We start from the raw sequence: 26,461 nt of genomic DNA on the forward strand, positions 1-26,461 counted from the left end.
CCCGGCTTTTTTTGTTCGGATGGTCACGCGGCTGATCGAGGCGGTCACCCCGGGGTGATCAAGCGGATCACCCGGGGTGATCAAGGCGATCACCCGGGAATGCAGGGCTTCAGTTCTGGAAATTTCTCGTCGAAACGCGCTGCCCAGCGCGTCAGCCGGGCGCGGCCCTTTTCCCATTTTCCGGCGAAGCGCAAAGAGAGATAGCCAAGACAGGCGCGCAGCGCCATTTGGCCGGCAGTGATTTTCTTCGGCAGCTTCGGCGGGTTGGCGTTGAGCAAATCGAGTGCTGCCGTGATCTTTCCCCATTGGCGGTCGAGCCAGGGCTGGTAGACCATCTCGTCAGGCCGCGTGCGCCGCTCATAGACCATCGACAGCGCACAGTCGCAAATGCCGTCCGCCAATGCCTCCAGCACTTCCGCCTCGAGCCGCTTGTCGGGATTGCGCGGAAAAAGCGCGCTCTTCGACAAACGGTTGAGGTGCTGGATGATGGCGCGGCTGTCATGGATGGAGCGGCCGTCATCGAGCACCAGAACCGGAATCTTGCCGAGCGGGTTGGCGATCATCAAGTCGGCTGGCTTCTCCTCAGTCTTGATCGGCACCAGATCGACGGCGATGCCGGCATAGGCTGCTGCCATTCGCACCTTGGAACTGTAGGGAGAAGACGACGCGTAGAGCAGCTTCGGCATGAATCGGTTTCCTGTTTTGCGGCGGGCAGTGTTGACCGATCAGGCGCGATCGAGCAATGACCCAAAGCGGAAAACCCGGCGGCCGGCGGCAAGACCGAAAAGCCTCACGGCAACCTTTGATCCGCATCGTTGACACAGAAAAAGCTCCACCGGACTCCGCCCTACGGCGAAGTCCTGGGAGCTGCGAAAAGATATCCTCCGTCCGCCTCTGTTCTCGCCTTCCGAGTGCCGAAGCAACGAGCGGGGCGCCTGTCGGCACCCACCCTTGACTGTCTCGATACTGCCCCCGGCGAGGGAGACGCGATTACTTCTTGCCGGACTTCGCGGGTGCTGCCTTCGGCTTGGCCGCGGGTGCCGCTTTCTTCACCGGCGCTGAAGATTTCGCTGCCGCCGCCTTCTTTGCCGGCGCAGCCTTGGCTGCCGGTTTCTTGGCAGGTGCTGCCTTCGCAGCCGGCTTCTTGGCAGGCGCTGCCTTCTTTACAGCGGGTTTTGCCGCGGCCTTTGCAGCCGGCTTCTTGGCCGGCGCCGCCTTCGCAGCCGGCTTAGCCGCTGCCTTGGCAGGAGCTGCCTTCTTCACTGCAGGTTTTGCCGCTGCCTTTGCCGCCGGCTTCTTGGCCGGCGCTGCCTTTGCCTTGGGCGCGGCTGCCTTCGGCTTGGCAGCAGGTGCTGCTTTCTTCACTGCAGTTGCGACCTTCGCCGTCGCTGCTTTTACGGGTGCTTTCTTTGCCGGTGCCTTGGACGCCGGTGCTTTGGATGACTGCTTAGCCATGCGATGCCCCTTCCGTTGTGCCGAAGGCCGTAATGACCCGGCGCGCTCATGCATATCTGACTCGCGGCTTGCTAGCCAGCGAAGCAATAGACTGATTTTCGCAGCTTAAATTTTGGTTACGGTTGGCACATGATCGTGCTGATCATCGTAGAAATCCGCTGCTGATCTTCAACCATTGCCCAAAGTGTACGGCTGACACTCTCCACACGCTGCAACCGTGGAGCTGTGAAGATCAGCCTCCAGCTTTGCGCGCCGATCTCCGGCCACGGTTACGATGACCTGCAGCTTCAACGGCGCGATCATCTCGTGCAAGCTGGCGATCTACACGCATCATGACGGCCAATCGACGCGTCACCTTGTCAAGCATGATACCGGCGTTCGCTCTTAGGTCAGTTGACAGATAACTCTACGTCACGGAGTATTCTGCGCGAGCTATGCGAGTGCTTCAATGTTGATCACACAGGCGCAAGGGGCGGTGTCGCTGTTCGAGATTGGCGCGACGGCGCCTCCTGGCGGCCGCACCGTTGGTGGTCTCCGGCGTCGCCGCATTGGAGCTGACTGATGAGTGCCGACGAAATCATCCACCAGAGCACTCGGCTCAGGATCATGGCCACCCTGAACGTGCTCGAAAGGCGGGAAGCGCTGGACTTCAGCCAATTGAAGGCCATCCTGGACGTCACCGACGGCAATCTCGGCGCGCATCTCGATACGCTGGCCAGGGCCGGCTATGTCGATATCGAAAAGCTGTTCGTCGGACGCCGGCCGCAGACGCGCGTCAGGGCGACGACGAGCGGACGGCGCGCGTTCCGCAGCCACGCCGCTTTCCTACGCAAAATCCTCGATCATGCCCAGGCGGCGTCGCGCAGGAAATAGCGCGGCGATCGCGCGGTTCACCCGGCGCACGATCTTCGGCATGCGCAACAGGTCCTCGCTGGGTAACTGGCGATACCTCGCCATCTTGGCCACATCGGCCTCGGCGATGATCCCGTCGACGCGGGTGCGTGGGCGCGCTTGCCCGCAGCCGATCAAGCCACAGGCGCGAAAAAGGATCGAAACGGGAAAGCGGGCTTAGCGCAGGACGCGGCAGCGGCCGTTGTAGACCATCCAGCGGTCGAAGCCCGAGACGCAGAATTCGACGTTATCGCCGATCGAGGCGAAGCCCTGGCCTTCCTCGATCAAGTACCAGATCGTGCGGTCACGGCCATCGGAGAGACTGACGGTGGCGCCGCAGTAGCGGCGGCCGATAGGCCACGTGTCGTTGGCTGGCAGATAGCGGTGCTGGTGGATGCGCTGGAAATCAGTGATCTGAACGACCGGCAGATGCGGCACGTGGTGCACCTGGTAGGAGAAGCGGCTGGTGATCTTGTTCAGCACCCAGGCCTCGCCACAGACGCCGCTGTCCTCATCGGAATAGACCGTGAGATCGGCCGCCTGCACGGCCTGGGTGACGCCGAGAGGCGCGGCAAGCGGGGCGCAGAGCGAAATCAGGGCGGCGAGTGCGGATTTGGCGAAGCGAGTCATGACAGCCTCTCAAGGTCGATTGCGCGCACTGTGCGGATTCGCTTGGCAGCGGTCAAGCGGTTGTGCAAACAATGGTTTCCCAGGTTGAAACTGCGCTGGCCAGAGCCGGACTTGCGTGGATCGGAATCACGCAGCCCGTTGATAGCCGGCCCGAGAGAGCGCGAGCCCCGGGCGTAAAAGAGCTCCGCTTTCCTTGCCTTTCCGGAACGAGGGCATTTTTGCGCCTGGCGCCGAACGGCGATATCCGAAGCCCTTCGCCGTCAACCCTGCTCGCCTGCCAGCCATTCCAGCGACCAGTGCGCCGGCCTCCCTACCGCAAGCAGCCGGTGCAAGGCCGGCAGCAGCATCCGCAGTTCGCCCTCCAGCGTGAAAGGCGGGTTGACCACCAGCAGGCCGCTGCCGTCTAGGCTGGGCTCCGAAGAGGCCGGCCTGATCTCGAATTCTATGTCGAGCAGCTTCGGGATGCCGGATTGCTTGAGCGCCTTCCTGAAGGCAATTATCGCCTTGCGGTCCTTGATCGGATACCACAGCGCATAGATGCCGCCGGGCCACCGCTTGTGCGCCCTTATGAGCCCGTCGACGAGGCGCTCGAACTCACCCGTTTCCTCGAAGGGCGGATCGATGAGAACCAGGCCGCGCTTTTCCTTCGGCGGCAGATGCGCGCCGAGCGCGAGCCAGCCATCGAGCTCGATTATCCGGGCCTGGAAATCGCCGGCAAAAAGCGTCCTCAGCTTCGCCACATCCTTGGGGTGCAGCTCGATCGCCGTCAGCCGGTCCTGCTTGCGCATGAGATGACGCGCGATCAGCGGCGAGCCCGGATATTTCTGGATGCCACCCTCCGGGTTGAGCGACCGCACCGTCTCCAGATAAGGCGCAAGCAGTGCTGCTACCGGCGCTGCAAGCTGGGCATCGATCAGCCTGCCGATGCCGCCCTGCCACTCACCGGTCTTCTGCGCTTCGACCGAGGACAGGTCGTAGCGGCCGATGCCGGCATGGGTGTCGATGACCCGAAACGCCTTGTCCTTCTGCTTCAGATACTCGAGCAATCGCGTCAGCACGACATGCTTGACGACGTCGGCGAAATTTCCGGCGTGATAGGCGTGGCGGTAGTTCATGGTTCGGTGCCGTTATGCATGTCGTTGTCCCAAAACCGCTGCACACTTGTGAGCTACATGCATCAGCCCCTGCCCCAGCGAGGCGGTGGCTGCGAGTTCGGATTTTCCGACCGGCCGCCATGAGTACGCAAAGTCAACAAAAAACCGATCAAGCCGACCGCCATCAGCGAGAAGCCGACCGGCCGCGCACGGCTGTCGATCTCGCTGACACCCGAGCGCAGGATCAGATCGACCGCTCGCATCGGTATGTCGTCGGCATCACCCTGTCCGACGGTGAAGACATAAGGACCTGGGTTGACGTTCTCGATCACTCCGGCCTCGTCGCGAAAGATCTTGTCCGGCAGCTGGGGACTGGCCTGGCGCGGATTGTCGGAATGGTTGAACTGGAGGGTCGAGGCGAGCACCGTGCGACCACTGCTGGCTGCTGTCAGCGTCAGCACGGTGCGCTGCTGCGAGACGATGCGCTCGGCTCTTGCGGTCAGGTCGACCAGCACCCGCACTGGCGTGTCGCGACTGCCGAGCGGCACCGTCAGGGGCTTGAAGCGGCCCTGCTCATAGACCCGCCAGGTGCCGATCTCATGGCCGGAGAAATTGCCCGTTGCCCAGGGATAGATGACACCGATGCCGGTGCCGGCGAGCAGGATCAGGACAAACACAAAGCGCATTCACTTCACCACAGGCTATCGTGACCTTGCCAATAGCGCCCCGACGGCCAAAAGGCGATGGCCAGGTGTTGCAGCTTTCGGGCCGCTGGAGCGGGATCACTCGGGGCAGCAACCAGATCGGCGGCGGCACAGCAAGGCAGGCAAGCTTCTACCTATGCGCTCAAACGCAATGGCGATAATGACCGGCATTCCTTCTACGAAATGAATGCGCGTGTACGCTTTCTGGCAAGATGGCGACCACTGGCCCGGGCGCCCGCCTCAAATTGCTTCACCTCTTCTTTGTTGGAATTCCTCGCTGCCAAGCTCTCATTCTGCCTTGAAACGAGATGCCGCGTCCGACCGCATTTTTTCCACGAGCGAGCCAATACACTGATTCATAATGAGGATCGGCCTTGGGCGCCTATGACTCGGGCTCGAGAAGCCGGCACCCGGCCGTATGAACCATTCGCAAACAGATATGATTAAGGAATTGCTAATTTAGTTGACTATGATTTCCACAGGTATATTTTTGATATGTTGGGATGTGCAATTTGGGCGAGCAATCGACGATGATGGCACCAGACGTGTGATCGCGATTTCGGGGCACAGAGAACGCTGAGCGGCAACACATAGATCGTGTAGCGGAACCAGCTTCGCGAACCCCAAAGAACAGTTAACGCACATCAGCGATGGCGACTCCGCAGATGCGGAGGGTTTGCCACGTTCTCATGGACGTGGCCGGGCAATGCTTTGTCCGGCCAGGCAATAGCGTGTGCTGTGGGTAAGAGGAAACCATGAGTAAGCTTATCAAGGTCCTTAAACTGGAATCCGACTGCCAAAGGGGCGCCAACCAAAACCGAAGCCGCGCCCTGGTCGCCGGAGGTGCTGGATTTTTAGGTTCGCATCTGTGCGAACGCCTTCTGCGGGACGGATACGACGTTGTCGCCCTGGACAATTTCCATACCGGCAAAAAAAACAATCTCAATGCCCTTCTGCGCAATCCGAGATTCATGTGCATCGAGCACGATATCGTCAATGCACTGCCTTCGGGTCTTCGGTTCGATGAGATCTACAATCTCGCTTGCCCAGCCTCTCCGCCGCACTACCAGGCCGACCCGATCCATACCTTCAAGACAAGCGTGCTCGGTTCGCTGAACCTCCTGGAGCTCGCGCTCCAGAACAATGCCAAGATATTCCAGGCCTCGACCTCCGAAATCTATGGCGACCCTTTTGTGCATCCACAGCCCGAGAGTTACTTCGGCAACGTCAATACGCACGGACCGCGGTCCTGTTACGACGAAGGCAAGCGCTCGGCCGAAACCTTGTTCTTCGACTATTCGAGAACGTATGGCCTCAATATCCGCGTCGCCCGCATTTTCAACACCTATGGCCGCCGCATGCAGCCCGATGACGGGCGCGTGGTTTCGAACTTCATCGTCCAGGCGCTGCAGGGCAAAGACCTGACCGTCTATGGCCATGGCCTGCAGACGCGTTCGTTCTGCTATGCCGACGATCTGATCGAGGGCTTTGTCCGGCTGATGAATGCGCCGAATGCACCCGCGCATCCAGTCAACCTCGGCAACCCCAGCGAATTCACGATCATGGAACTGGCGACACTGGTCATCGATTACACCAACTCCCGATCGAAGATCGTGCATCGGCCACTACCGATCGACGATCCCAGGCAGCGCAAGCCGGACATTTCCTTTGCCAGGGCCAATCTCGGCTGGGAGCCGAAAGTCGGGCTGCGCCAGGGGCTCGCGCGTACCGTCGAGTATTTTGACACCCTGCTTTACGGAGGCCAACTGGCCAAAGGAGCCACGGCTTCATGACCCGGCCGGCAATTCTGGTGACTGGCGGAGCCGGGTTCATTGGCAGCCACACCTGCAAGCTGTTGGCCTCCGCCGGCTATCTGCCGGTGGTTTTCGACAATCTAAGCCGCGGCAACGAGAAATCCGTTGCCTGGGGTCCGCTTGTCGTCGGCGACATCCGCAGCCAGACCGCGCTGCAGGCGGCGATGAAGACGTATCGGCCGACGGCGGTCATCCACTTTGCGGCGCTGGCCTATATCGGAGAATCCGTTCACCAGCCGGCCGAATACTATTCGACCAATGTGACAGGCACCGTCGCGGTGCTCGATGCGGCGCGTGCGAACTCAATCGAGAACATCATCTTCTCCAGCAGTTGCGCGACCTACGGCGTGCCGGAAGCGTTGCCCCTTCGCGAGACGTCCGCGCAAAATCCGATCAACCCATACGGGCGCACCAAGCTGATGGGAGAACAGATCATCGGCGACTATGCCTCCGCATACGGAATGAAATTCGCGATCCTGCGCTATTTCAACGCTTGTGGCGCCGATCCCGATGGCGAACTTGGTGAGTGGCACTCGCCGGAAACGCATCTGGTTCCCAGGGTGCTAATGGCTGCATCAGGACTCATCGACGAGATCGAGGTTTTCGGCACTGACTACGACACGTCGGACGGCACCTGCGTACGCGACTATATCCACGTCAGCGATCTGGCCCGTGCCCATCTGAAAGCGCTCATGCATATCGAGGGTGGCGGACCAAGCCTGGCCGTCAACCTCGGCACTGGGCGGGGCATATCCATCAAGGAGATTGTCCAGGCGGTCGGCCGGATGACGTCAAGATCTGTTCCGGCCGTCTTCAGGAATCGGCGGCCGGGAGATCCGGCGGAGCTTTACGCCGACCCCGGAAGCGCACGCGAACGTCTTGGCTTTGTGCCGGAGCTCTCCGACATCGACACGATCATCAGAACGGCTGCCCCATTTTTTGGGCTGGACACAAAACCGATGAAGGAGGCGGCAGCGTCAGCCGCTGCTCGACAGATCAGAGATAGCGGGGGCGGCAGCTCGCGCGTTGGCCAAATCCGCTAGGGCTGCAGATATAAGGCGAACCGCCCAGGAACGTGCCACCACCGCCCGGAGTGAAGGAGACCTTCACCGGCGCCGGTGTGCGGACTTCGAGCCGCTGCGGCGATGCAAAAGCGTAGGTTCTTTCAGTCGTCCGTATTGTGCTTGTCGTCAGGATCGGAGGCTCAACTCTGAGCGAGCGCACAAAGAATCCAACTTGGACCGGCTGTACAGCCTGGCTGCGGGCTGCGTGGACCACAGGCTGGATAAGGATCGAATCGGTCTCAGTCGCGTCCATACCCTGACAACCTGCAACCAGAAGACTCATTCCCACCGCCGCGGCAATAGATACGAAAGTATTACTTGGGCGAAATGCACCCTTTGCGTCGCTGTCCATCATTTATCCCTTGCTACCAAGTATAATCCAAGGGCGCGTTGCGACATACCATGCCTTCGCCGCTTTCACGCCGGATGAGTGACCATTCGCACATCACGCGTGAACATTAGACATCACTAATTATTAAATTTCATCAAACCCGTGTGGTAGGCCCACCATCTTGTCGTTCTGTCACATAGAATTGAATGCTATCATGCAGCGGTAGGGGCGCCGACCGCACGTGCCGAACGGCTTGATGCTTGACCATAAGCGATTCGCCGCTTCCTGGACAGGCGCCCGGCAAAGTGCAGCCTGCTCTCAGAACAGGGATGGATTTGGAGATTGTTCAACCCATCACGATGGGTCGGGAGCGGATTGCGAAAATCATCGGCTGTGTCATGGCTCATGCCGGCCATGCCGAACGGTACCACCAGAAACCAAGACCGGGCGCCCTCTGGCGCGAGTCCGCTTGTGCCTCAGTGCGGCTGAACACGGCCTAATTCTTGGAATCGACCAGCTTCCGGGCCTCTTCGAACTGCGCGCCCTTTGTGTCGCCTGTTTCGAACTTCCGGTGTTCGTCGGAAATATCCTCGGGAGATCGCTTGAAACTGTACCATTCCCCATCCGGGTCCTTGCGTTTCTCGACGTTCCCGCCCTGGATTCGGTGGCTGTAGCAGGTGCGATGCTGCTTGCCGGCGTAGCTCTTCGACCGCCAGGCGAGTTCCATGCACATCTTGCCGCCGCTGGTCACCAGCCATCTGCCCTCCGCGACTGATGCCGTGTCCTGCCCGGACGTCCAGGCCTTGAGGTGTCGGTCGCCCTGAGCGAAATAGGCCGCTCCGTTCTTCCATACCCATGTGCGGCCGGCATACATAAGCTGCAGTTCGTAAGGAGTTGGAACAGTTGCGCTATTCGCTTGCGCAGCTGCACTGTCCTTGGCTGCGTAAGCCGTTCCAGAAAGGGCCGCCTGGCCGAAGACGGCTAGGAAAAACAGAAGTTGCGTGCAACTTGCGAACCGACGACGGTCCTTGTGCCGCCGACGGTCGACACCTGGCGGCGATCTGGTCGGAGCTATCTGCACCGTTGACATTCGCATGACTGCTTGACCAAGGGCAGCGCTATCGGCGCGACAGCCATGCAAACTATTTAACAGCCGCGAGAACCGCGATGTCAACGTTCGCGAGGCCAAAGGACAGCACTTATTCGAGACACGCATAGACCGCCGTCGTCAAATTAAGGATTGCGTCGTATACTTCCGCATCTTTGACAATCGCACGCAAAGAGCAAACCCGCGGACGTCAGAGGGGACGCGGTTTCAAATGACAGACGACCCGGAATTGAATCAGGCTGAGGTTCGGCAATACCTGCCGCAGTCGACCGGCCGGGACACGGCTGCTCGCAACTATCTGGTCCCCAACACGGCGATCTTGCTGGGGATCCTGTTCATTGCGGTCGTATTCAGGTTCCACGACATAACCTTGCCGCTGGTCGATGCCTTCAGCTGGCGCGAGACGAGCACAGCAATGATGGCAGACAATTTCCAGCAGCGTAGCTGGAATATCTTCTTCCCGGAGGTCAGCTGGACAGGGCCCGGGCCAAGTTACCAAGGCCGCGAATTCCAGATCGTCAGCTATCTCACCGCCCTGCTCTATCAACTCTTCGGCTGGCACGACTGGTTCGGCCGGATGATTGCGGCCTTCTTCGGCCTGGTGACGGTGTTTTCGCTGCACAGATTAACGGCGCTATGCTGGGGCGAGACGCACGCCCATGCGGCAGCCCTTGCCTATGCGCTGATGCCGGCGGCGATCATGATCGACAGTTCGTTTCTTCCCGATCCCTCGATGCTGGCCCTGGTGACGCTCGGCGTCTGGCTTTTCGCGAAATACTGGGCCGGCGGCAACGGCCGGCTGTTGCCGCTCGCCACGGTCAGCTTCTCGCTCGGCGTGCTGTCAAAGCCGCCGGGCCTCGCCGCCGGCGCCGTCATCTTCTACCTGATGGTTTGCTGGTTGCTGGAGAAGAAATGGAAGCCGGCGACCAGGGTCTTGCTGTCGGGGCTTTTGAGCCTGGCTATTATCGGCGCCTATTTCAGCTGGGCCATCTATCTCGGCCATAGCTATCCGCCGTTTCATGTCGCGGGTAGCGGCTATATCTGGGATTCCGGCTTCTGGACATTCTTCAGGAACAGCTTCTACTTCAAGTCCGTGTGGAACACCTCAGTCTGGTGGTTCTACGGCTATCCGTTCATGGTGCTGATCGCGGCCGGCTTCTGGATGCCGCCCAGACCCACCAAAGACCCGAAGCAACGCGCTCTTTCGGCCATTCCCTATGTTTGGCTGGCCGCGGCCATGGTCGTCTATCTGGCGGCGGCGCGCGAGATCACCAGCAATCCCTGGAATTACCACATCTTCCATGTGCCGTTCGCGATGTTCTGCGGCCGCGGCGCGCTTCTCCTGGCGACGCTTGCATCGGGAACCGCCCTGTTGCCGGCGGTTGTGCTGCGCTCGATCTGCATCGCGGTCGTCACACTTGTATGGTCGACCTTTCCCCTCGTCAGGACGATGAAGGCGCCGATCGCCATGAACGGCAAACTGCTCGGCGAGGAATTGGCGCGGTTGGCGCGCCCGGGCGACCTCGTCGTCGCTATCGCGCCCGAGGCCGGCGATCCCGTCGCAGTCTATTACAGCAGGGCGCGCGGCTGGGTGTTCCCGCCTGGCGGAGGCGATGTCGAATGGTCGAAATTCGTCGCGGACGATGCCACTGCGATCGCGCAGCTCGAGGAGTTGCGCGCGCAGGGCGCGGACCTGTTCGGCACGGCCAAGAACGCCGCCGACAAGCAGGATCGGTTGTTCGTCGAGCATCATGACGGGGTCATCGACTATCTGGACAAGACCGGAACCAAGCTTGTGGATTCGGATGATTTGCTGGTCTATAGGATCACCCGTCCATGAGAGCTGCGACGGTCCGGGGCTGTAGACCATCGACAAGAAATGGTCCGACGGTTCAGCGGCCCCGCATTCGCCTGCGGAAGGCAACGCGGCGGACCAGGCGAAGCGATCCCTGATGACGCCAGGGATATTCGGGCGCACCGACGCTGCCGCTGGAACTCGGCGGAGAAAACCGGCGGAGAATTGGTTGAAAAGAGCAATCTCGATAGTCGTGACGCTGGCCCTGCTGGCCTGGCTGGCCAGCGACTCGCGCTGGCGCATGGTCGGCGACGCCTTCGAGCGCATTACGCCCGGCACGTTCGCTGTGGCGACGATCGCGTTTTTCGTCACCTATGTCTTGCGTGCGCTGCGCGTCTGCGACGAGTTCCGCGACGAGGTGAATGGCCGTTTCGGCGCCTGCCTGCGCATTATCCTGATCCACAATGCGATGATCAACGTCATCCCCTTCCGTGGCGGCGAGACGGCCTTCCCGCTGCTGCTGCGCCAGGTCTTCGGCGTACCGATCATGCGCGCCAGCGCCTCGCTGCTGTGGTTCAGGCTGCAGGACGCTTTCGTCGTCGGCGTGCTGGCCCTGGCGGTTTGGCCGGGTCTGCATCCGGCGATAAGGATCGCCGGCGTGACCGCCCTGATCGCCGCCGCCTGGTACCTGCCGCGCTGGGCGAGCGCTCCGCATGACTGGGCTGGGCGCAGCAGGATCGTTGCCAAGCTCGGCCTACTTCGCGACACCTTCACCGAGGCGACCGGTCGCTCCCGCTACGGCTGGTGGTGGACAATCGCCAACTGGTCGCTGAAGCTCACCGTGCAGGGATGGCTGCTGGCGCTGATATTGGGGACATCGTTCACCACCGCCTTTCCCGGCGTCGTCGGAGCCGAAGGCGCCGCCATACTGCCAGTGCAAGGCGTCGCCGGCTTCGGTACCTATGAGGCGGGTGCGGCGGCGGCGCTGCTCACCTCCGGAATCGCGATGAAGAGCGGCCTGCAGGCGGCGCTGGCGCTGCACCTATTCATCTTCTGCTCGGCTATCGTCACGGGCGCGATCGCCTGGCTGTTTCCCTCGAAATCGACGCTGCCGGGGAACCCGGCTGTCGGACCTGCAAGGAAGCCATCACAATGAACATATTGCCCATCCCTGCTTCGGGACTGCCTGACGGCGCAGTGATGCCGGACCATACGCTGTCCATCGTCGTACCCATGTACAACGAGGCCGAGAACGTCGAGCCACTGCTGGCACGAATTCACCAGGCGATGGAAGGCTACGGCCGGCCGTGGGAGGTCGTGCTGGTCGATGACGGCAGCACCGACGCGACGGTGAGCGAGATCAGGCGCCTGGCAGCGCATTACGGCCCGCATGTTCACGCGGTCGAGCTGGTGCGCAACTACAAGCAGACCGCCGCGATGCAGGCCGGCATCGACGCAGCACGCGGCGACGTCATCGCCACGATCGACGGCGACCTGCAAAATGATCCCTTCGACATTCCGCGCATGGTTTACCGCCTGCTGAGCGAGGATCTCGACCTGGTGGTCGGCTGGCGCAAGGACCGCCAGGAAGGCTTTTTCATGCGCAGACTCCCCTCGCGTATCGCCAACGCACTGATCGCGCGTGTCACCGGCGTTCGTCTCAAGGACTATGGCTGCAGCCTCAAGGTCTATCGCGGCAATGTCATCCGCAGCGTCAAGCTCTATGGCGAGATGCACCGCTTCATCCCGGCTTGGCTGGCCACGGTGACGACCCCCAGACGCATCGCACAGGAGGTGGTGACGCATCATGCCCGCATCCACGGCGAGTCCAAATATGGCATTTCGCGCACCTTCAGGGTCGTTCTCGATCTGGTGTTCATGTATTTCTTCATGCGCTATCGCACACGTCCCGGACATTTCTTCGGCGGCATCGGCATCGTGCTTGGCGCGCTGGGATCGTTGATCCTTGCCTACCTGCTTTGCCTGAAGTTGTTTTTCGCGCAGGACATCGGAACACGCCCGATGCTGTTCACCGGCTTCTTCCTGCTTATCGCGGGGGTGCAGATGGTGACGTCGGGCGTGCTGGCCGAGATGCTGGCACGCGTCTATCACGAGGCGAACGGAGCATCGGCCTATGTCGCGCGGCCGCAGCCGGCTTCCGACAACAATGACGGTTGGCACCGCCCTGGCCGGTCATCGTGACCCGATTGGAACACCCTAGAGGTTCCATGCCGATCGTGGTGACCGGAGCGGCGGGCATGTCTGCCGGCGGCTTGCGGATCGACGAAGTCGTCGGCAACATGAACGCCTGGTGCAATCCGGCACTGAAGGTGGCAAGGCGCAGCCGGCTTGCCGCCAGGAAGGTGCGGATCGAGCAAGGACTGGTTTGCCGAACCGTGTCGCCAGAATGATGATCGAAGGGCAAGAGGTAAGGCGCAACGCCTGCGCCAACCTCTTGCCCTTGACTCTCGCCCCCCGGCGAAGACCAGAGCGGCCGGCTCTTCACTCAAACCGCGCCGCCGCTTTTGCGTCTGATGTTCTAAACTAAATCAGTAACGCGAACGGCAACTGGCGCGTTGGCCGAAGCCGCTCGGGCTGCAAATCCAGGGCGAATGACCCAGGAACGGGCCGCCATTGCCTGGACTATAGGAAACCTTCACCGGCGCCGGCCCGCCGACCCGCTGCGGCCGCACGAGGGCCGCATAGATCTCCTGCCTCGTACGCGTCACGGTCGTCATCCGTGTCAGCGGTTTGCGATTGATCAGATGCAGCGGCTTGTTCTCGACGGAGTGCTGCTTCTTGCCGAGCGTATAAACCACGGGCTTGGCGCCGATCGAGCTGGTCTTGTTCGCATCCATACTCTGGCAACCGGACGCCATCGAGATCAATGCAACAGTGGCAAATGCACAGGCGTATTTCTTGCCGATCCTTGCCCCGTTTACCATAAAATTTTTCATCGCATCCCCTGCCACAAATACAAGTCGTTGGAGCGCGGAGATCTTATCTCTCTTATTATTATCTCTCCGCGCCACGTGAGCAGCCTAGCGCCACCCACATCGTGGCCACATATTAGAGGACGCTTATTAAGATTCGGGCAAACGACATGATGAGCGCGGTCTTTCGGCGCTCAATAAGATTCTATTAAAATTTGATCTTTTGAGCGCGCCGCCGCTGCTGCGGTCGCCGGCCTGCTATCAAGCCAAATGCAGTTCAGGGAACTGTTTGCGCGCGTACGCCTCACGGCGTCAGCGCGGTGATACCCAGCCGGGATCGAAGTAAAAATTGCGGGCACCGATGTTGCCCTGGCCGGCGCCGGAAACCACATAGGCGATGCGTACGATGCGGAGGCCGCCGGCGCCCTGCTGCAGGCCATAGACGCCTTCCAGACCGCGATCGTAGAAGCCCACGGCCGGAACGGCGAGCGCCAGCGTGGCAAGCGACGCCTGCAAGGCGAATTTCGCGGCATTGGCACGCAACGGGATCCTGTTCTCGATGACGTGTCTTGCGACGATGACCACCACCAGAAGCCCATAGAGGAAGGCGTTGAAGGCGGCGAACCAGTAGAAGCCGGTGGCGTCGAAGGGGTGATCCACGAGCAGCACGGGCAGCGCCGCGCCGATCGCCAGCGCCACATAGGGAGCGAGGGCGCGGGCCGGCAGAAGGCTTTTTGGGCCGCTGCCCTTTGGCGTGACCCGAAAATCGACGAACGATTTGGTCAGATAGTCGCGGATCGACGACAGCGTGCCGGCGAGCACCCAGGGCCAGCGCGCGAAGAAGAGGAACAGCGTGCCTTCCCAACTGATCGTCTTGGCCGTCATCGGGCGCGAGAGGCCGAACGCCTTCAGCATCATAACCAAGCCAACCAGAGCGACGGCGTTCGGCAGATAATAGAAGAGGAAGTCGACATACATGACATTGGCAAAGTTGCGTCCGGTCGACAGCGCATAGATCGGCATGACGTACATCAGCAACGCAAAGACGGCGAACAGCGGATACCAGAGTTGGCAAAAGAGGAACTGGAACCGCATCCGCGGTGACAGCTTAGGGAGATAGCTCGGCGAATATTCGAGCAGGATCGTCATCAGGCTGCGCGACCACTGGAACTCCTGGGTAACGAGGTCGGCGAAGGTCTGTGGGCCGTCGCCATGGGCGATGGCGTCGAGCGCGTGCACCCCGCGCCATCCGGCCGCATTGATCAGCATCGAAGTGGAGTGATCCTCCGCCAGTTCCGGACCGAGACCGCCAGCCTGCTTCAGCGCCTTGGTCCGCACGGCATAGTGCGAGCCAATGCAGAGCGGAGCTCCCCCGCCCGTATGCCCGGACTGCAGAGGTCCGTGAAACATCCCTTCCGGAAACAGCCTGCCGCGCGCCGCCCAACTTTCGGCGGCATTGTTGTCGCAGATGCTCGGCGCCGACACATAACCGACCGCGGGATCGGCGAAGGGATAGAGGACTTCCCTGAGATAGGTCGGCGTCGGCACATGGTCGGCGTCCATCTGAGCGACGAAATCGTAATACTCATAGCCATAATGGTCGTAGAAGAACGCCAGGTTGCCTTCCTTGCAGCGGGTGCGGCGCGGCCATGTCGTACGGTGATAGTCTTCCCTGCCGCGCCGCGTCGAAATCAGCACGCCGCGAGCCTTGCACCAGCGCTCCGTCTCCTCGGAAGGATCCTCATCCGCCAGCCAAGTGTCATGTGGATAGTCCTGCGCAAGCATTGCCTCCAACGTGCGGGCAACCACGGCAAAGGGTTCGGATGGCGCCTTGGTCACGACCATGGCGACCCGCGAGCGCTTCGGGATCGTGTGAAGCTTGGACGGCTTTTTCGACGCATGCACGTTCAGGAGAAAGTACAAAGGCATGAGCGTGAGCCACACCAGAACGAGTGTCGCGAATGCGTATGGCCCAGCATGCTCGACATGCTCGGGCTTTAGCCACCAGATCCAGAAAAATCCGAGCGTGACGAACCAGAAAGCCAGCGCCAGTCTCAGGGTCCATTGCTGAGTGACCGACAGCACGGGCACCAAAAAAGGCCCTTTGCGCGCAGTGGCGGCCAGAGCCGTCTTAGAGCGATGCGCTGCCCGTCTGGTCGCACGGCCGATGATGCCAGCTTGTACGGAAGCACCCATACAGTTACCCGCCGCCACTTTGGGCTTCCGCCGACAAGTGGCTGAAGCTCGCAAAACCCGGGCAACAGAATCGGCCCACACTTTCTTAGTGTCAACTAAATTAGATATTCGTTAAGTATTTTTCCTGAGATCTGGTGAGCTACGCTTGGAAGGCCTTGGGAGAGGAATAGCCGCCATCGAGCGGCTTGTAGCGGATGGGCCGGCAAACTCTTCGGCGTTGGAAATCCACCGACAGGATCAAGGCCGTTCGGAAGGATCCGGCCAGAGGGCGGCGTCACCCGCAGTGCCAATGACATGGTTAAGCAACCATTAATTGTGCTTGACTCTTGGCCCTGACCGGCTCTTAAATTAGCTAGGGATGATATATCGGGATATTGACGCGAATTTGTGAGTATCGCGGCGAACTTCTCTCTGTAGCTCCTCGGTGTTGGTGCAGCGAGAGATATTTTTTGGGTGGCTCGGTGCGAAGGCTCGCACGCCCGCCAATGGTCGCTCCGAAATCCCGCAGATTCAGCCAATTGGACCGATTGGTTTTGGACAGTCGTGTCGATCAATCATCGATACGCATGGGCGAAGCTTTAACTTCCGCGGGAAGTTAAAGCTATGGAGGTCAGGCATGAAACGTTCTGCAGCAAATGCACTTGCAATCGCGCTTGCATTGGGCGGGAGCGCCGCATTCCCCACTGCAGGAGGCGCCGGCTCCGTCGCCGGGACAGACCCCGTTCAGACGAGCAGCGCCGCTTCGGCATTCGGATCCTATGATCCCTATGGCGACTTCAGCGCCGACAAGAGCGCCAGCATCGAAGAGCTGTTCCTGCCCTGGGAGGACGTCGATCTGGCGACGCTGCCACTGGCCGATACGTATGCGCTGCAACGCGGCCGTTCGCTGCTTATCACGATTGAGCCGTGGACCTGGTCGAAGGACTGGCGCATCACCCCACCCGAATTGCGCGACGGCATATTGGGCGGCAAATATGACGCCAACATGCAGGCTATCTGCGACCTTGTGGGACAAATGAAGAGCCCGGTGACCATTCGCTGGGCGCAGGAAATGGAGGACACGAACGGCCGCTTCACCTGGGCCAACTGGGCTCCCAAGGATTGGATCTCCGCTTACAAGCGCGAAGTCGATCTTTGCCGCAAGGCTGCCCCCGCCGCCAAGTATATGTGGTCGCCCAAAGGCGAAGAGGGCTTGGAAAAATATTACCCTGGCGATGATTATGTCGATGTCATCGGCCTGTCGGTGTTCGGTCTGCAGAAGAAGGACATTAACGAGGCCGGTCATGACCGTACGTTCGCCGAGATGCTGAAGCCCGGCTATGACCGCGTGGCAAGGTTCAACAAACCGGTCGTGGTGGCGGAACTCGGCTATGTCGGAAAGCAGGACTATGTCTCGAAGTGGCAGGAAGATACCCGTAAATCCTATGCGGAGTTCCCGGCGCTGACTTCGGTCGTCTACTTCAACCAGAAGGAAGTGTGGCCGTGGTTGGATGGCTACGGGCTGCCGGACTGGAGAGTGACGCAGCACGTCCTGCCGTAAGCGCATCATGCCGATCCATCTCCTTCCAGAACCAGCGGTTCGGGAAGATGGTTGAGGCATGGCATAAATCAGTCCGTGGGGGAGTTTGATGAAACGAATACTGGGAAATTGTCGCGGAGCGGCATTCGCCTGCTCCGTTGTGGTTCTTGCCTTCCATATCCCTTCGACAGCCGACGCGGCGACGACAATCGCCGAGCAGGCGCAAAAGGCCACCGTTATTCCTGACGATGGCGTCTACCGGATCTACCAGAACCATTCGTGGCTGTGGGCCAAGAAGGGGGCCGGGTTCTTTGCCGTCAAGCAACGGCAATTCGACGCCTGGACCTACGACAAAGGCAATCCGGGCTATGGCGACGGCATGTGGTTCATCCCCGGCGGCGGCAAGTTGTGCTACCGTGCGCAATGGCATGGCTCCTGGGGTGTGAAGGGCTCGATGACCTGCTTCGAGCATCGCCAGGCAGGCAAGGTAATCTACAAGCGTAAATCACCTGATGGCGAGTGGTATGTTTTCAGGAGTTCGCATCGCAACCGGTCGGACGAATCGATGAAATTGAAATACGGCGACTACGTCACCAAGAAAATGAACCTGATCAAGGCAAAGCAGTAGATACTGTCTTCTGCGTCGAGCCACAGGTCTAAAGCAGATCGGCTGAACGGTTCAGGCGACCTGCTTAGGTTAGGTCGCTATTTTTATGCCTGCCGCTCTCCCAAAACCTTTGGGCGACATGCATCAAGCCTTGCGCTCCCAGCGACGGTCTGGCGTCTGTTGCCAGTAAGTGACGGCATGGCCGGCGTCCTTCATCACCTTCCAGTGTGCCCGCGCCGCTTCGACCTGGGCGGCATCGTGGCCGTCGAACAAGAACACCGCGCGCTCGTAGCCACCAAGGTCAGGCGGCACCGCGCCGTCAACGAGGAACCTTATCTTGGCCTGGTTGGGATTGCCGTCTCCGGTGGTCAGCAGGATCGGCTGTTCGCCGGGATATGCCTCACGATCGGTCGCGTGGGCGAGGAACGAATCGTCGCGGAAGGTCCAAAGATGCTGGTCGAGCGCATCACGGCGTTCCTCGGTGCCGGTCTGCACCACGGCGCGCCAGCCACGATCGACGCTGCGCTCCAGGAGGCCCGGCAGCGCATCCTCCAGCGTCGATTCGGTCAGGTGGTAGAACAGGACGTCGGCCATCGCTTCGTTCTATAGTGATTGAATCGGATCACTGCTCATAATTGTCGCGCACCAACCGATCCAGCAACCGGACGCCGAAGCCAGACCCCCAAGACTGGTTGATCTCGTTCGACGGCGAGCCCATCGCCGTGCCGGCAATGTCGAGATGCGCCCATGGGGTGTCCTTGACGAAGCGCTGCAGGAACTGCGCAGCGATGATGGCGCCGCCATAGCGGCCGCCGATGTTCTTCATGTCGGCGTTCTTGGAATCGATCAGCTTGTCGTATTCGGCGCCGAGCGGCATGCGCCACAGCCGCTCCTGTGTAGCGTGCCCCGCGGCCGTCAGCCTTTCGGACAGTTGGTCATTGTTGGAAAACAGCCCGGCATAGTGCTGGCCGAGCGCGACCATGACGGCGCCGGTCAGCGTCGCCAGGTTGACCATGAATTTCGGCTGAAAGCGGTCGTTGCAGTACCACATCGCATCGGCCAACACGAGGCGGCCCTCCGCGTCGGTGTTGAGCACCTCGATGGTCTGGCCCGACATCGAGGTGACGATGTCGCCGGGACGCTGAGCATGGCCGTCGACGGAGTTTTCGACCAGGCCTATGACGCAGACCACGTTGGCCTTCGCCTTGCGCGCGGCCAGCGCATGCATCAGGCCGGTAACAGCGGCGGCACCGCCCATATCGCCCTTCATGTCCTCCATGCCGGACGCCGGCTTTATCGAATTGCCGCCGGTGTCGAAGGTGACGCCCTTGCCGATGAAGGCAATCGGATTGTCCTTTGGCTTGCCGCCGTTCCACTGCATGACCGCCATGCGAGCGCCGCGCGGCGAGCCCTGCGCGACGCCGAGCAGCGCGCCCATGCCGAGCTTCTTCATCTCTTTCTCGGCCAGGATCTCAACCTTGACGCCGAGCGCCTCGAGTTCCGTGGCGCGAGCGGCGAACTCGACCGGCCCGAGCACGTTTGCGGGTTCGTTGACGAGGTCGCGCGCCAGCAGGACGCCGTCGATCACCGCCTCGGCATCGGTGAAGGCTTTTTTTGCCGCAGCCGGATCGGCGGTGTGGATGATCACCTTGACCGGCTTTTTCGGCTCGGCCTTGCCGTCGTCCTTGTCCTTCCTGGTCTTGTATTTGTCGAAGGAATAGCTGCGCAGGAGAATGCCCGCCGCAAGGCTTGCCGCATCCTTGCCACTTGGCGACGCGCCGGCGAGATCGAGCACCACTGCCACCTCGGCCGCCTTGCGCAGCGACGCGGCAATGGTGCCGCCAAGCTTCAGCCACGCATAATCGTCCAGTCCCGACACCTTGCCGGCGCCTATCGCCACCAGCCTGTCGAGCGAGGCCCCCTGCGGCGCCAGAACTTCCACCACGCTGGCGAACTTGCCTGTGAACTCGGCCACCGGAAAAGCCCGCTCCAGCGTCTTGCCGGGATCGCAAGCCTTCGCTGCATCGCTCAGACCGCCCTCATCCGCCGAGAGCACGAAGGCTGTGCCTTTTTTGCTCGACGCGGTCTGAGGTGAGGAGAATTTGGCGAAGGCGATCGACGGTCTTTGGCTCATAATGTCCTGCTTTCAGGGAATGCGCAGCTTTTGGGGAAGGGTTCGAGACGATGCGCGACATTTGGTCGTTTTCTGGCATTTGGCAAGACTTTGCCGAATTCGCATCCCATATGACCTACGGAATCGATGGTGATTCTTCGCGGCACGGCACCGCTTTTCGCCGCAACCTGTTGTTAACCATCGATGTTCTCCCTTTCTTATCCATTCCCGCCGACACTCCGGCCCGCCGGGGCGGGTGACTTGGGACGGGAACCGGATCGACCCTCTGATGGAGCCAGTTGTGCAGGCGCTGCCGGACGGCTACCTTTGTGTGGTGGCATGATGCCGTTCGAAAAGATCGAGAAAAGCCTTCATGAAGGTCGTTGAACGCTACATCATGCGCCGCACTTTCGTGGTCTTCATGGCCGCGCTTGTCTGGACGCTGGCCATCGTGTGGACGACGCAAGTGCTGGCAAAGATCGACCTGGTCACCGACAGCGGCCAGTCGGCCCTGACCTTCTTCGAGGTCGCCGCCCTCATTCTTCCGTCCATCATCCCGGTCGTGGTGCCTTTCGCGCTGGTGGTGGCGGTCGCACAGACGCTCAGCGTCATGAATTCGGATTCCGAGCTCGCCGTCGTCAACGCCGCAGGCGCCTCGCGCTGGACGATCGTGCGGCCAATCATGCTTTTGGCGCTCGCGGCAGCCGTCTTTTCCTTTGCGGTCGACAACGGCATCGACCCCTATGCACGGCAGAAAAACCGGGCCCTGGTGGCATCGTCGCGCGCGGATCTGTTGTCGCTGATCATCCAGGAAGGCACCTTCCGCAAGATCGAAGACGGGCTGTTCCTCCAGGTCGGCGAGCGACTTCCCGACAATCGACTGGGCGGCATCTTCGTCGCCGATTCACGCGAAGAAGGCGTGAACCTCGTCTACTACGCCAAGACCGGCAGCATCGTCGAACGCGGCGGCGAAAAGGTGCTGATGATGAATGACGGTGTCATCCATCGCAAAACGCTGACCGGCGATCTCTCAGTCATCCGGTTCACCTCCTATGCCTTCGACATGTCGGCGTTCATGGCGTCAGCTTCGACGGTGACGCTCTTGCCGAAGGACCAGACGACCCAGTATCTGCTCAACCCAAGCGCCAACGACAAAAGTTATCAGCAGAACCCCTATGAATACTTGGCTGAGGTCAACCAGCGATTTTCGGAATGGATGTATTCCATGGTCTTCGCGCTCATCGCGCTCGCGGTCGCCGGAGATGCGCGTTCGCACCGCGAGGCGCGCGTCAATCCGCTGATTACAGCCATCGGGATATCGCTGTTCGTGCGCTGGCTGGGCTTTTTTGCCGCCAGCAAGGCCGACGATATCCCGCAATATGCCTATATGGTTTATGGCATACCGGTCGTGGCTTCCGCGGTGGCGATCTGGTTCATCGTCTCCAACCGGACCATGGAGCTGCCGGTGGCCTGGGCGGACTGGATGACAAACTTCGCTTCCCGCATGGGTGACAGCTGGAACGCTCTCAAACTGCGGCTGTCCGGGCGCGGCACTTCAGGGCAAGGGGTCGGCTGATGGGCTGGACGCTGGGCCGCTATTTCTTCTTCCGCTATGTGACGATCACTATCTGGTTCTTCATCGGGCTTCTGGCGCTGGTGTTCCTGATCGATTTCACCGAGCTCTCCGGCCGCACCACCGGCCTGCCCGGCTTCACCTACGGGACGGCAGTGGCTATCTCAGGCCTCCGAATGCCGATGATCATGCTGCAGACCGTGCCGTTCGTCGGTCTCTTCTCGGCGATGGCGACGCTGGTGTCGCTCAACCGGCGCTACGAATTGGTCATCGCGCGTTCCGCAGGCGTTTCCGCCTGGCAATTCCTCTTGCCATGCTGCATCGGAGCCTTGCTGTTCGGCGTCCTGTCGGTTGGCGTCATCAATCCGCTCGCCGCGCATGCATTCTCCTGGTCCGAGCAGATCGAAACCCAGCTGCGTTCCGGAAAATCGAACAAGGTTTCGGCCGATGCCGCACCCTGGATCCGGCAGAAAACCGGTTCGGGGGACACTATCATCGGCGCGCGAGCCATCTTGAACCAGGGCCTGGAGATGGCGGATGTCGTCTTTTTCGTTCTCGACCCGCAAGGCAACATCGTCGAGCGCAAGGACGCCGCCCGCGCCTTCCTGCGCGACGGCTATTGGGAATTGCAGGACGTCAAGACATTGCAGAACGGCACGATCCAGGCATCGGCAAGCGATCGCGTGCCGACCAATCTGAAGCCCGAATTCGTGCAGGAACGGCTGGCGCGGCCCGAAACCATCCCGTTCTATGATCTGCCGGGAAAGATCGAAATTGCCCGTTCCTTCGGGCTCAAGGCAAATGCCTTTGCCATGCAGTTTGATTCTCTGGTGGCGTTGCCGTTCCTTCTCGTCGCCATGACGCTGATTGCGGCAACGGTTTCAATGCGATTTGCTAGGATGGGGCAGTCGGCGACGATGATTCTGGGTGGCATCATCGCTGGCTTTCTGCTTTATGTCGTTTCGGTGCTGGTAAAGGCATTCGGCGTGGCGGGATTCGTGCCGACTGTCGTAGCCGCCTGGGTGCCCGTCGTGGTGGCTATGTTCTTCGGGGTGACTTTCCTGTTATACAAGGAAGACGGCTAGTGAGAGAGGCGTTTTTGCCCAGCAACAGGCAGGCCCGGTTGGCGCGCCTCTATGCGGCGACCGCCTTGGCGTGCCTGCTTACCTGCGCCGTCCCGATGCCGGCCTTCGCGCAGGATGTTGGCGACATGGCGACAACGGTTCCGTCCGGCTCGCAGATGTTGCTGGCGGCCGATACGCTGGTCTACAACAACGACAATCAGACGGTGACCGCCGTCGGTGGCGTGCAGATCGACTACGGTGGCAATCGCCTTGTCGCCCAGCGGGTCGAATACAACCGCAACACCAAGCGGATGGTCGCGAGCGGCAATGTCGAGGTCGTCAACAGCGACGGCACCAAGATCAATTCGGAACATATCGACATCACCGATGACTTCGCCGACGGCTTCGTCAACGCGTTGCGCGTCGAAACCATCGACAAGGCGTATTTCGCCGCCGAAAGTGCCGAGCGCATGGGCGGCGTCCTGACCACGTTCCACAATGGCGTCTACACCGCCTGCGAACCGTGCGAGGACAAGCCCGACAAAGCGCCGACCTGGCGGGTCAAGGCGCGGAAGATCATCTGGAACGGCGAGAAGAAGACGGTTCGCTTCGAGAACGCGAATTTCGAGTTCTTCGGCTTTCCGCTCGCCTATCTGCCTGCATTCGAGATTGCCGACCCGACGGTGAAGCGCAAGAGCGGCTTCCTGATACCCGGCATCGTCTACAAAAACGATCTCGGCGTCGGCGTAAAGATTCCCTATTACTTTGCATTGTCGCCGACCTATGACCTGACCGTCACAGGCACCGGCTACACCAAGCAAGGCTTCCTCGGTGAGGCTGAGTGGCGCCAGCGCTTCAACAATGGCCAGTACAGCTTGAAGATCGCCGGAATCCATCAGCAGGATCCCAACGCCTTCCTCGACACGGCTGCCTTCCCCAGCACCGCCGGGCACAATGTCGATACGGGTGCGGCGGGCGATCCCAACAAATTCGGTGGCATGATGGGCACGCAGGGCCAGTTCGCTATCAATCAGCGCTGGAATTTCGGCTGGGACGTGCTGCTGCAGACCGACAAGAACTTCTCGCATACCTATAACATCGACAAGTACAATGCCTCCGTCCACCAGTCGTCGGTCTACTTGACGGGTCTCAACGGCCGCAACTATTTCGACGTGCGCGCCATGCATTTCGATGTGCAGGAGGATACGCTTAGCAGCAATGCCGCGGCGCGAAGCGGCCAGCAGCCCTGGGTGCTGCCGTCGCTCGACTACGCCTACATTCCCGACGTGTCGATGGCCGGCGGCCAGCTGTCGCTCAATGCCAACACACGGGTCATCAGCCGCGACGATCTCGACAAGACCTTCTTCGTCCCCACGCAGCGCGTGCCCGGTATTGAAGGCGAATCCGGACGCCTCACCAGATCGGAAGAGCACACGTCTNGACGATCTCGACAAGACCTTCTTCGTCCCCACGCAGCGCGTGCCCGGTATTGAAGGCGAATCCGGACGCCTCACCGCCGAAGCCGAGTGGAAGCGGAGCTTCGTCACCGATGACGGACTGGTGCTGACGCCGTTGCTGGCGCTGCAGGGCGACGTGGACTACCTCAAAGCGTCGTCGGCATCGCTCGACGCCATCAACAACATGGCAACAAATTTGGGCCAGCAGGACGACATGCGCTCGTCGTTTGCCCGCTTCATGGCAACCGCAGGCCTCGAGATGCGCTGGCCGGTGCTGTTTTCCATGGCCAGCGGGTCCAGTCACGTGATCGAGCCGATGGCGCAGGTCTTCGTGCGCCCGAACGAACAGTATGTAGGCGGTCTCGCCGTTCCCAACGAAGACGCCCAAAGCATGGTCTTCGACGCGACAACCTTGTTCGAACGCGACAAGTTCTCCGGTTATGACCGCGTCGAAGGCGGTTCGCGCGCCAATGTCGGCTTCCGCTATTCCGGCTCCTACAATAATGGCTGGGGCACCAATGCCATTTTCGGCCAATCCTATCAGATCGGCGGCGAGAACTCCTTCGCCGCGCCGGATCTGGTCAATGTCGGCGCCAATTCCGGCCTCGACACGACCAAGTCCGACTATGTCGGTCTGTTCGGCATCAGCAGTCCCAACGGATTCGCTGCCTCGATCAGCGGCCGTTTCGACGAACAGACCTTCGAGAACCGCCGCACCGAGGTGAAAGCCGCCTATTCCGGCCTGCCCGTGTCACTGAGCGCCAAATACGCCTTCATCCAGGCCCAGCCCCTGTACGGTTTCACGACCGATCGTCACGAGGTCACGCTTGGCGCATCGACGCATCTTGCCGAGAACTGGCGCGTCTTCGGCACCGGAACCTACGATCTGCAGGAAAACCTGTTGGTCAGGGATGGTGTCGGCTTCGCCTACAACGATTCCTGCTTCACCTATCTGATGACCTACTCGCAGTCGCGAGACCTGAACACCAGGGAAGTCTCGCAGAGCATCGGCTTCAATCTGTCATTCCGCACCCTGGGCGATTTCGGCTCGTCGACCAACGGCGTCGACACGATCCAGTAACACGCGGCGACATCGTTTCGCCGCATAGGGCTGGCACGGATTTCGCGCATCTGGAAAAGCTGAAATTGGGCGGAGGCTGGGATAGAATTGGGATACCAACGATGAGGAAATACCTCTTTTCAGCAGGTTTCGCGTTGCTGGTGGCAGCGACGTCCCTGTCGCTCACCGTGATGACGCTACCTGCTTTCGCCAGCGAGATCAAATACGTCGTCAACGACATTCCGGTCACCACCGGCGACATCGCCCATCGCGCCGCTTTTCTGAAGCTGCAGCGCAAGAAGGGCGACGCCGGCCAGGAAATGATCGACCAGACGCTGCGCATGGCCGAAGCAAAGCGGCTTGGTATCCGCATCAGCGACGCGCAGGTCGAGGCGGCATATCAACGCTTTGCTTCGAGCAACAAGATGCAGCTCAGCCAGCTCGACGGCGTCATGGAGAAGTCAGGCGTCGGCAAGAGCCACTTCAAGGAATTCATCCGCGCCCAAATGGCCTGGAACCAGGCCTTGAGCGCGCGCTACCGTTCCGGCGATGGTACCGGTGCCGTCAGCGAACAGGACCTTGTCAGGAAGATGCTCGAAAAAGGCGGCGCCAAGCCGAGCGCTACCGAGTACATGCTGCAGCAGGTCATCTTCGTGGTGCCGGCGGCCGAACGCAGCGCAACGCTGGCCAAGCGCAAGCGCGAGGCCGACGCAATGCGTGCCCGCTTCAGCGGCTGCAACACGACGCGCGAATTCGCCAAGGGTCTGATCGACGTTACGGTTCGCGATCTGGGCCGGGTGCTGGCGCCGCAACTGCCGCCGGACTGGGCCGAGCAGATCAAGGCTACCAAGGTCGGTGGCGCCACCGTCACACGCGCGACCGAACGCGGCGTCGAATTCATCGGTATCTGCTCGTCGCGCGAAGTGTCAGACGACAAGGTCGCCCAGATGGTGTTTGAGAACGAAGGCTCTGGCGACAAGAACGCCGACGAACTCAGCAAGAAATATGTCGACGAGCTGAAGGCGAAAGCCCGCATCGTCAAGCGCTGACGTG

23 protein-coding genes and 1 pseudogene are annotated in these 26,461 nt (G+C 60.7%); 14 read left to right on the forward strand and 10 right to left on the reverse strand.

Going from position 1 to position 26,461, the window contains the following annotated elements:
* Positions 1-89 precede the first annotated feature (89 nt).
* Positions 90-686 carry a glutathione S-transferase family protein gene (locus tag X744_RS146335; RefSeq protein ID WP_023761567.1) on the reverse strand — a complete coding sequence of 199 codons (597 nt, stop codon included), beginning with the start codon at positions 684-686 and terminating at the stop codon, positions 90-92.
* A gap of 304 nt (positions 687-990) precedes the next feature.
* On the reverse strand, positions 991-1,455 hold the full coding sequence (locus X744_RS146330) for a hypothetical protein (protein ID WP_023761568.1): 465 nt from the start codon (positions 1,453-1,455) through the stop codon (positions 991-993).
* A 561-nt stretch (positions 1,456-2,016) separates the two neighbouring features.
* Between X744_RS146330 and X744_RS146325 the strand changes: the two genes are divergently transcribed.
* Entirely contained in the window at positions 2,017-2,328 is a 312-nt protein-coding gene (locus X744_RS146325; protein WP_023761570.1) for a transcriptional regulator, read from the forward strand.
* Between the two features lie 195 nt (positions 2,329-2,523).
* On the opposite strand, the gene X744_RS146320 is transcribed toward X744_RS146325, so the two are convergent.
* The 3 genes from X744_RS146320 to X744_RS146310 all read right to left on the reverse strand — a co-directional run bounded on the left by X744_RS146320 (position 2,524) and on the right by X744_RS146310 (position 4,756).
* Complete coding sequence (locus tag X744_RS146320; protein WP_023761571.1) at positions 2,524-2,976, reverse strand: hypothetical protein; 453 nt, start codon at positions 2,974-2,976, stop codon at positions 2,524-2,526.
* Positions 2,977-3,236: 260 nt separating this feature from the next.
* Complete coding sequence (locus X744_RS146315) at positions 3,237-4,091, reverse strand: 23S rRNA (adenine(2030)-N(6))-methyltransferase RlmJ (protein ID WP_023761572.1); 855 nt, start codon at positions 4,089-4,091, stop codon at positions 3,237-3,239.
* 62 nt (positions 4,092-4,153) lie between these two features.
* Complete coding sequence (locus X744_RS146310) at positions 4,154-4,756, reverse strand: hypothetical protein (protein WP_023761573.1); 603 nt, start codon at positions 4,754-4,756, stop codon at positions 4,154-4,156.
* A gap of 773 nt (positions 4,757-5,529) precedes the next feature.
* Here X744_RS146310 and X744_RS146305 point away from each other — a divergent pair.
* Together X744_RS146305 and galE are read left to right on the forward strand one after the other, a co-directional pair.
* Positions 5,530-6,567 (forward strand): UDP-glucuronic acid decarboxylase family protein, encoded by a 1,038-nt coding sequence (locus tag X744_RS146305; protein WP_023761574.1) that lies wholly within the window; start codon positions 5,530-5,532, stop codon positions 6,565-6,567.
* Positions 6,564-7,631 carry a UDP-glucose 4-epimerase GalE gene (gene galE, locus X744_RS146300; protein WP_023761575.1) on the forward strand — a complete coding sequence of 356 codons (1,068 nt, stop codon included), beginning with the start codon at positions 6,564-6,566 and terminating at the stop codon, positions 7,629-7,631. The genes X744_RS146305 and galE overlap by 4 nt, the downstream gene beginning before the upstream one ends.
* An 848-nt stretch (positions 7,632-8,479) precedes the next feature.
* Here the strand turns inward: galE and X744_RS0137890 are convergent.
* Complete coding sequence (locus X744_RS0137890) at positions 8,480-8,977, reverse strand: DUF995 domain-containing protein (RefSeq protein WP_031260806.1); 498 nt, start codon at positions 8,975-8,977, stop codon at positions 8,480-8,482.
* A 325-nt stretch (positions 8,978-9,302) separates the two neighbouring features.
* Between X744_RS0137890 and X744_RS146295 the strand changes: the two genes are divergently transcribed.
* The 4 genes from X744_RS146295 to X744_RS146280 all read left to right on the forward strand — a co-directional run bounded on the left by X744_RS146295 (position 9,303) and on the right by X744_RS146280 (position 13,297).
* On the forward strand, positions 9,303-10,931 hold the full coding sequence (locus tag X744_RS146295) for a glycosyltransferase family 39 protein (RefSeq protein WP_023761577.1): 1,629 nt from the start codon (positions 9,303-9,305) through the stop codon (positions 10,929-10,931).
* A gap of 184 nt (positions 10,932-11,115) precedes the next feature.
* Positions 11,116-12,042, forward strand: a complete 927-nt coding sequence (locus X744_RS146290) for a lysylphosphatidylglycerol synthase transmembrane domain-containing protein (protein WP_031260818.1) — start codon at positions 11,116-11,118, stop codon at positions 12,040-12,042.
* A gap of 44 nt (positions 12,043-12,086) precedes the next feature.
* Positions 12,087-13,088, forward strand: a complete 1,002-nt coding sequence (locus tag X744_RS146285; RefSeq protein WP_023761579.1) for a glycosyltransferase family 2 protein — start codon at positions 12,087-12,089, stop codon at positions 13,086-13,088.
* Positions 13,089-13,114: 26 nt separating this feature from the next.
* The gene (locus X744_RS146280) at positions 13,115-13,297 is read left to right on the forward strand and encodes a hypothetical protein (RefSeq protein ID WP_023761580.1); all 183 of its coding nucleotides are present in this window, start codon (positions 13,115-13,117) and stop codon (positions 13,295-13,297) included.
* A 138-nt stretch (positions 13,298-13,435) separates the two neighbouring features.
* Here X744_RS146280 and X744_RS0137895 read toward each other — a convergent pair whose 3' ends face one another.
* Both X744_RS0137895 and X744_RS146275 read right to left on the reverse strand, forming a co-directional pair.
* Entirely contained in the window at positions 13,436-13,858 is a 423-nt protein-coding gene (locus X744_RS0137895; protein ID WP_245266811.1) for a hypothetical protein, read from the reverse strand.
* Positions 13,859-14,131: 273 nt separating this feature from the next.
* Positions 14,132-16,015 carry a cellulose synthase catalytic subunit gene (locus tag X744_RS146275; protein ID WP_023761582.1) on the reverse strand — a complete coding sequence of 628 codons (1,884 nt, stop codon included), beginning with the start codon at positions 16,013-16,015 and terminating at the stop codon, positions 14,132-14,134.
* Between the two features lie 616 nt (positions 16,016-16,631).
* On the opposite strand from X744_RS146275, the gene X744_RS146270 reads away from it, so the two are divergent.
* Positions 16,632-17,555, forward strand: a complete 924-nt coding sequence (locus X744_RS146270) for a glycoside hydrolase family 26 protein (protein WP_023761583.1) — start codon at positions 16,632-16,634, stop codon at positions 17,553-17,555.
* 88 nt (positions 17,556-17,643) lie between these two features.
* Positions 17,644-18,162, forward strand: a complete 519-nt coding sequence (locus X744_RS146265; protein ID WP_031260835.1) for a DUF995 domain-containing protein — start codon at positions 17,644-17,646, stop codon at positions 18,160-18,162.
* A gap of 123 nt (positions 18,163-18,285) precedes the next feature.
* Here the strand turns inward: X744_RS146265 and X744_RS146260 are convergent, their stop codons facing one another.
* Both X744_RS146260 and X744_RS146255 read right to left on the reverse strand, forming a co-directional pair.
* Entirely contained in the window at positions 18,286-18,735 is a 450-nt protein-coding gene (locus X744_RS146260) for a DNA polymerase III subunit chi (protein WP_023761585.1), read from the reverse strand.
* 28 nt (positions 18,736-18,763) lie between these two features.
* A complete protein-coding gene (locus tag X744_RS146255) occupies positions 18,764-20,275 on the reverse strand; it encodes a leucyl aminopeptidase (protein WP_023761586.1) in 1,512 nt (503 codons plus the stop codon).
* A 50-nt stretch (positions 20,276-20,325) separates the two neighbouring features.
* On the opposite strand from X744_RS146255, the gene X744_RS1000000173980 reads away from it, so the two are divergent.
* The 5 genes and pseudogenes from X744_RS1000000173980 (at position 20,326) to X744_RS146240 (ending at position 26,457) form a co-directional block, all read left to right on the forward strand.
* Entirely contained in the window at positions 20,326-20,514 is a 189-nt protein-coding gene (locus tag X744_RS1000000173980) for a hypothetical protein (RefSeq protein WP_156938602.1), read from the forward strand.
* 113 nt (positions 20,515-20,627) lie between these two features.
* Entirely contained in the window at positions 20,628-21,830 is a 1,203-nt protein-coding gene (lptF, locus tag X744_RS146250) for an LPS export ABC transporter permease LptF (protein ID WP_023761587.1), read from the forward strand.
* A complete protein-coding gene (lptG, locus tag X744_RS146245; protein WP_031260836.1) occupies positions 21,827-22,912 on the forward strand; it encodes an LPS export ABC transporter permease LptG in 1,086 nt (361 codons plus the stop codon). The genes lptF and lptG overlap by 4 nt, the downstream gene beginning before the upstream one ends.
* Positions 22,912-25,429, forward strand: a pseudogene (locus X744_RS1000000175410) (LPS-assembly protein LptD). Before lptG ends, X744_RS1000000175410 begins: the two are co-directional and overlap by 1 nt.
* Positions 25,430-25,530: 101 nt before the next feature.
* Entirely contained in the window at positions 25,531-26,457 is a 927-nt protein-coding gene (locus X744_RS146240) for a peptidylprolyl isomerase (protein WP_023761591.1), read from the forward strand.
* Positions 26,458-26,461: the final 4 nt, after the last annotated feature.

This window comes from Mesorhizobium sp. LNHC252B00, from assembly GCF_000502955.1.
GTDB lineage: Bacteria > Pseudomonadota > Alphaproteobacteria > Rhizobiales > Rhizobiaceae > Mesorhizobium.

Coding starts and splice junctions, on each gene's coding strand:
- X744_RS146275 (WP_023761582.1), bottom strand. CDS start 16,015: ATGGGTGCTTCCGTACAAGCTGGCATCATCGGCCGTGCGACCAGACGG.
- X744_RS1000000173980 (WP_156938602.1), top strand. CDS start 20,326: ATGCGCGACATTTGGTCGTTTTCTGGCATTTGGCAAGACTTTGCCGAA.
- X744_RS146310 (WP_023761573.1), bottom strand. CDS start 4,756: ATGCGCTTTGTGTTTGTCCTGATCCTGCTCGCCGGCACCGGCATCGGT.
- X744_RS146295 (WP_023761577.1), top strand. CDS start 9,303: ATGACAGACGACCCGGAATTGAATCAGGCTGAGGTTCGGCAATACCTG.
- X744_RS146280 (WP_023761580.1), top strand. CDS start 13,115: ATGCCGATCGTGGTGACCGGAGCGGCGGGCATGTCTGCCGGCGGCTTG.
- X744_RS146315 (WP_023761572.1), bottom strand. CDS start 4,091: ATGAACTACCGCCACGCCTATCACGCCGGAAATTTCGCCGACGTCGTC.
- X744_RS146305 (WP_023761574.1), top strand. CDS start 5,530: ATGAGTAAGCTTATCAAGGTCCTTAAACTGGAATCCGACTGCCAAAGG.
- X744_RS146270 (WP_023761583.1), top strand. CDS start 16,632: ATGAAACGTTCTGCAGCAAATGCACTTGCAATCGCGCTTGCATTGGGC.
- galE (WP_023761575.1), top strand. CDS start 6,564: ATGACCCGGCCGGCAATTCTGGTGACTGGCGGAGCCGGGTTCATTGGC.
- X744_RS146285 (WP_023761579.1), top strand. CDS start 12,087: ATGCCGGACCATACGCTGTCCATCGTCGTACCCATGTACAACGAGGCC.
- X744_RS146265 (WP_031260835.1), top strand. CDS start 17,644: ATGAAACGAATACTGGGAAATTGTCGCGGAGCGGCATTCGCCTGCTCC.
- X744_RS146330 (WP_023761568.1), bottom strand. CDS start 1,455: ATGGCTAAGCAGTCATCCAAAGCACCGGCGTCCAAGGCACCGGCAAAG.
- lptF (WP_023761587.1), top strand. CDS start 20,628: ATGAAGGTCGTTGAACGCTACATCATGCGCCGCACTTTCGTGGTCTTC.
- X744_RS146320 (WP_023761571.1), bottom strand. CDS start 2,976: ATGACTCGCTTCGCCAAATCCGCACTCGCCGCCCTGATTTCGCTCTGC.
- X744_RS146240 (WP_023761591.1), top strand. CDS start 25,531: ATGAGGAAATACCTCTTTTCAGCAGGTTTCGCGTTGCTGGTGGCAGCG.
- X744_RS146325 (WP_023761570.1), top strand. CDS start 2,017: ATGAGTGCCGACGAAATCATCCACCAGAGCACTCGGCTCAGGATCATG.
- X744_RS146255 (WP_023761586.1), bottom strand. CDS start 20,275: ATGAGCCAAAGACCGTCGATCGCCTTCGCCAAATTCTCCTCACCTCAG.
- X744_RS146335 (WP_023761567.1), bottom strand. CDS start 686: ATGCCGAAGCTGCTCTACGCGTCGTCTTCTCCCTACAGTTCCAAGGTG.
- X744_RS146260 (WP_023761585.1), bottom strand. CDS start 18,735: ATGGCCGACGTCCTGTTCTACCACCTGACCGAATCGACGCTGGAGGAT.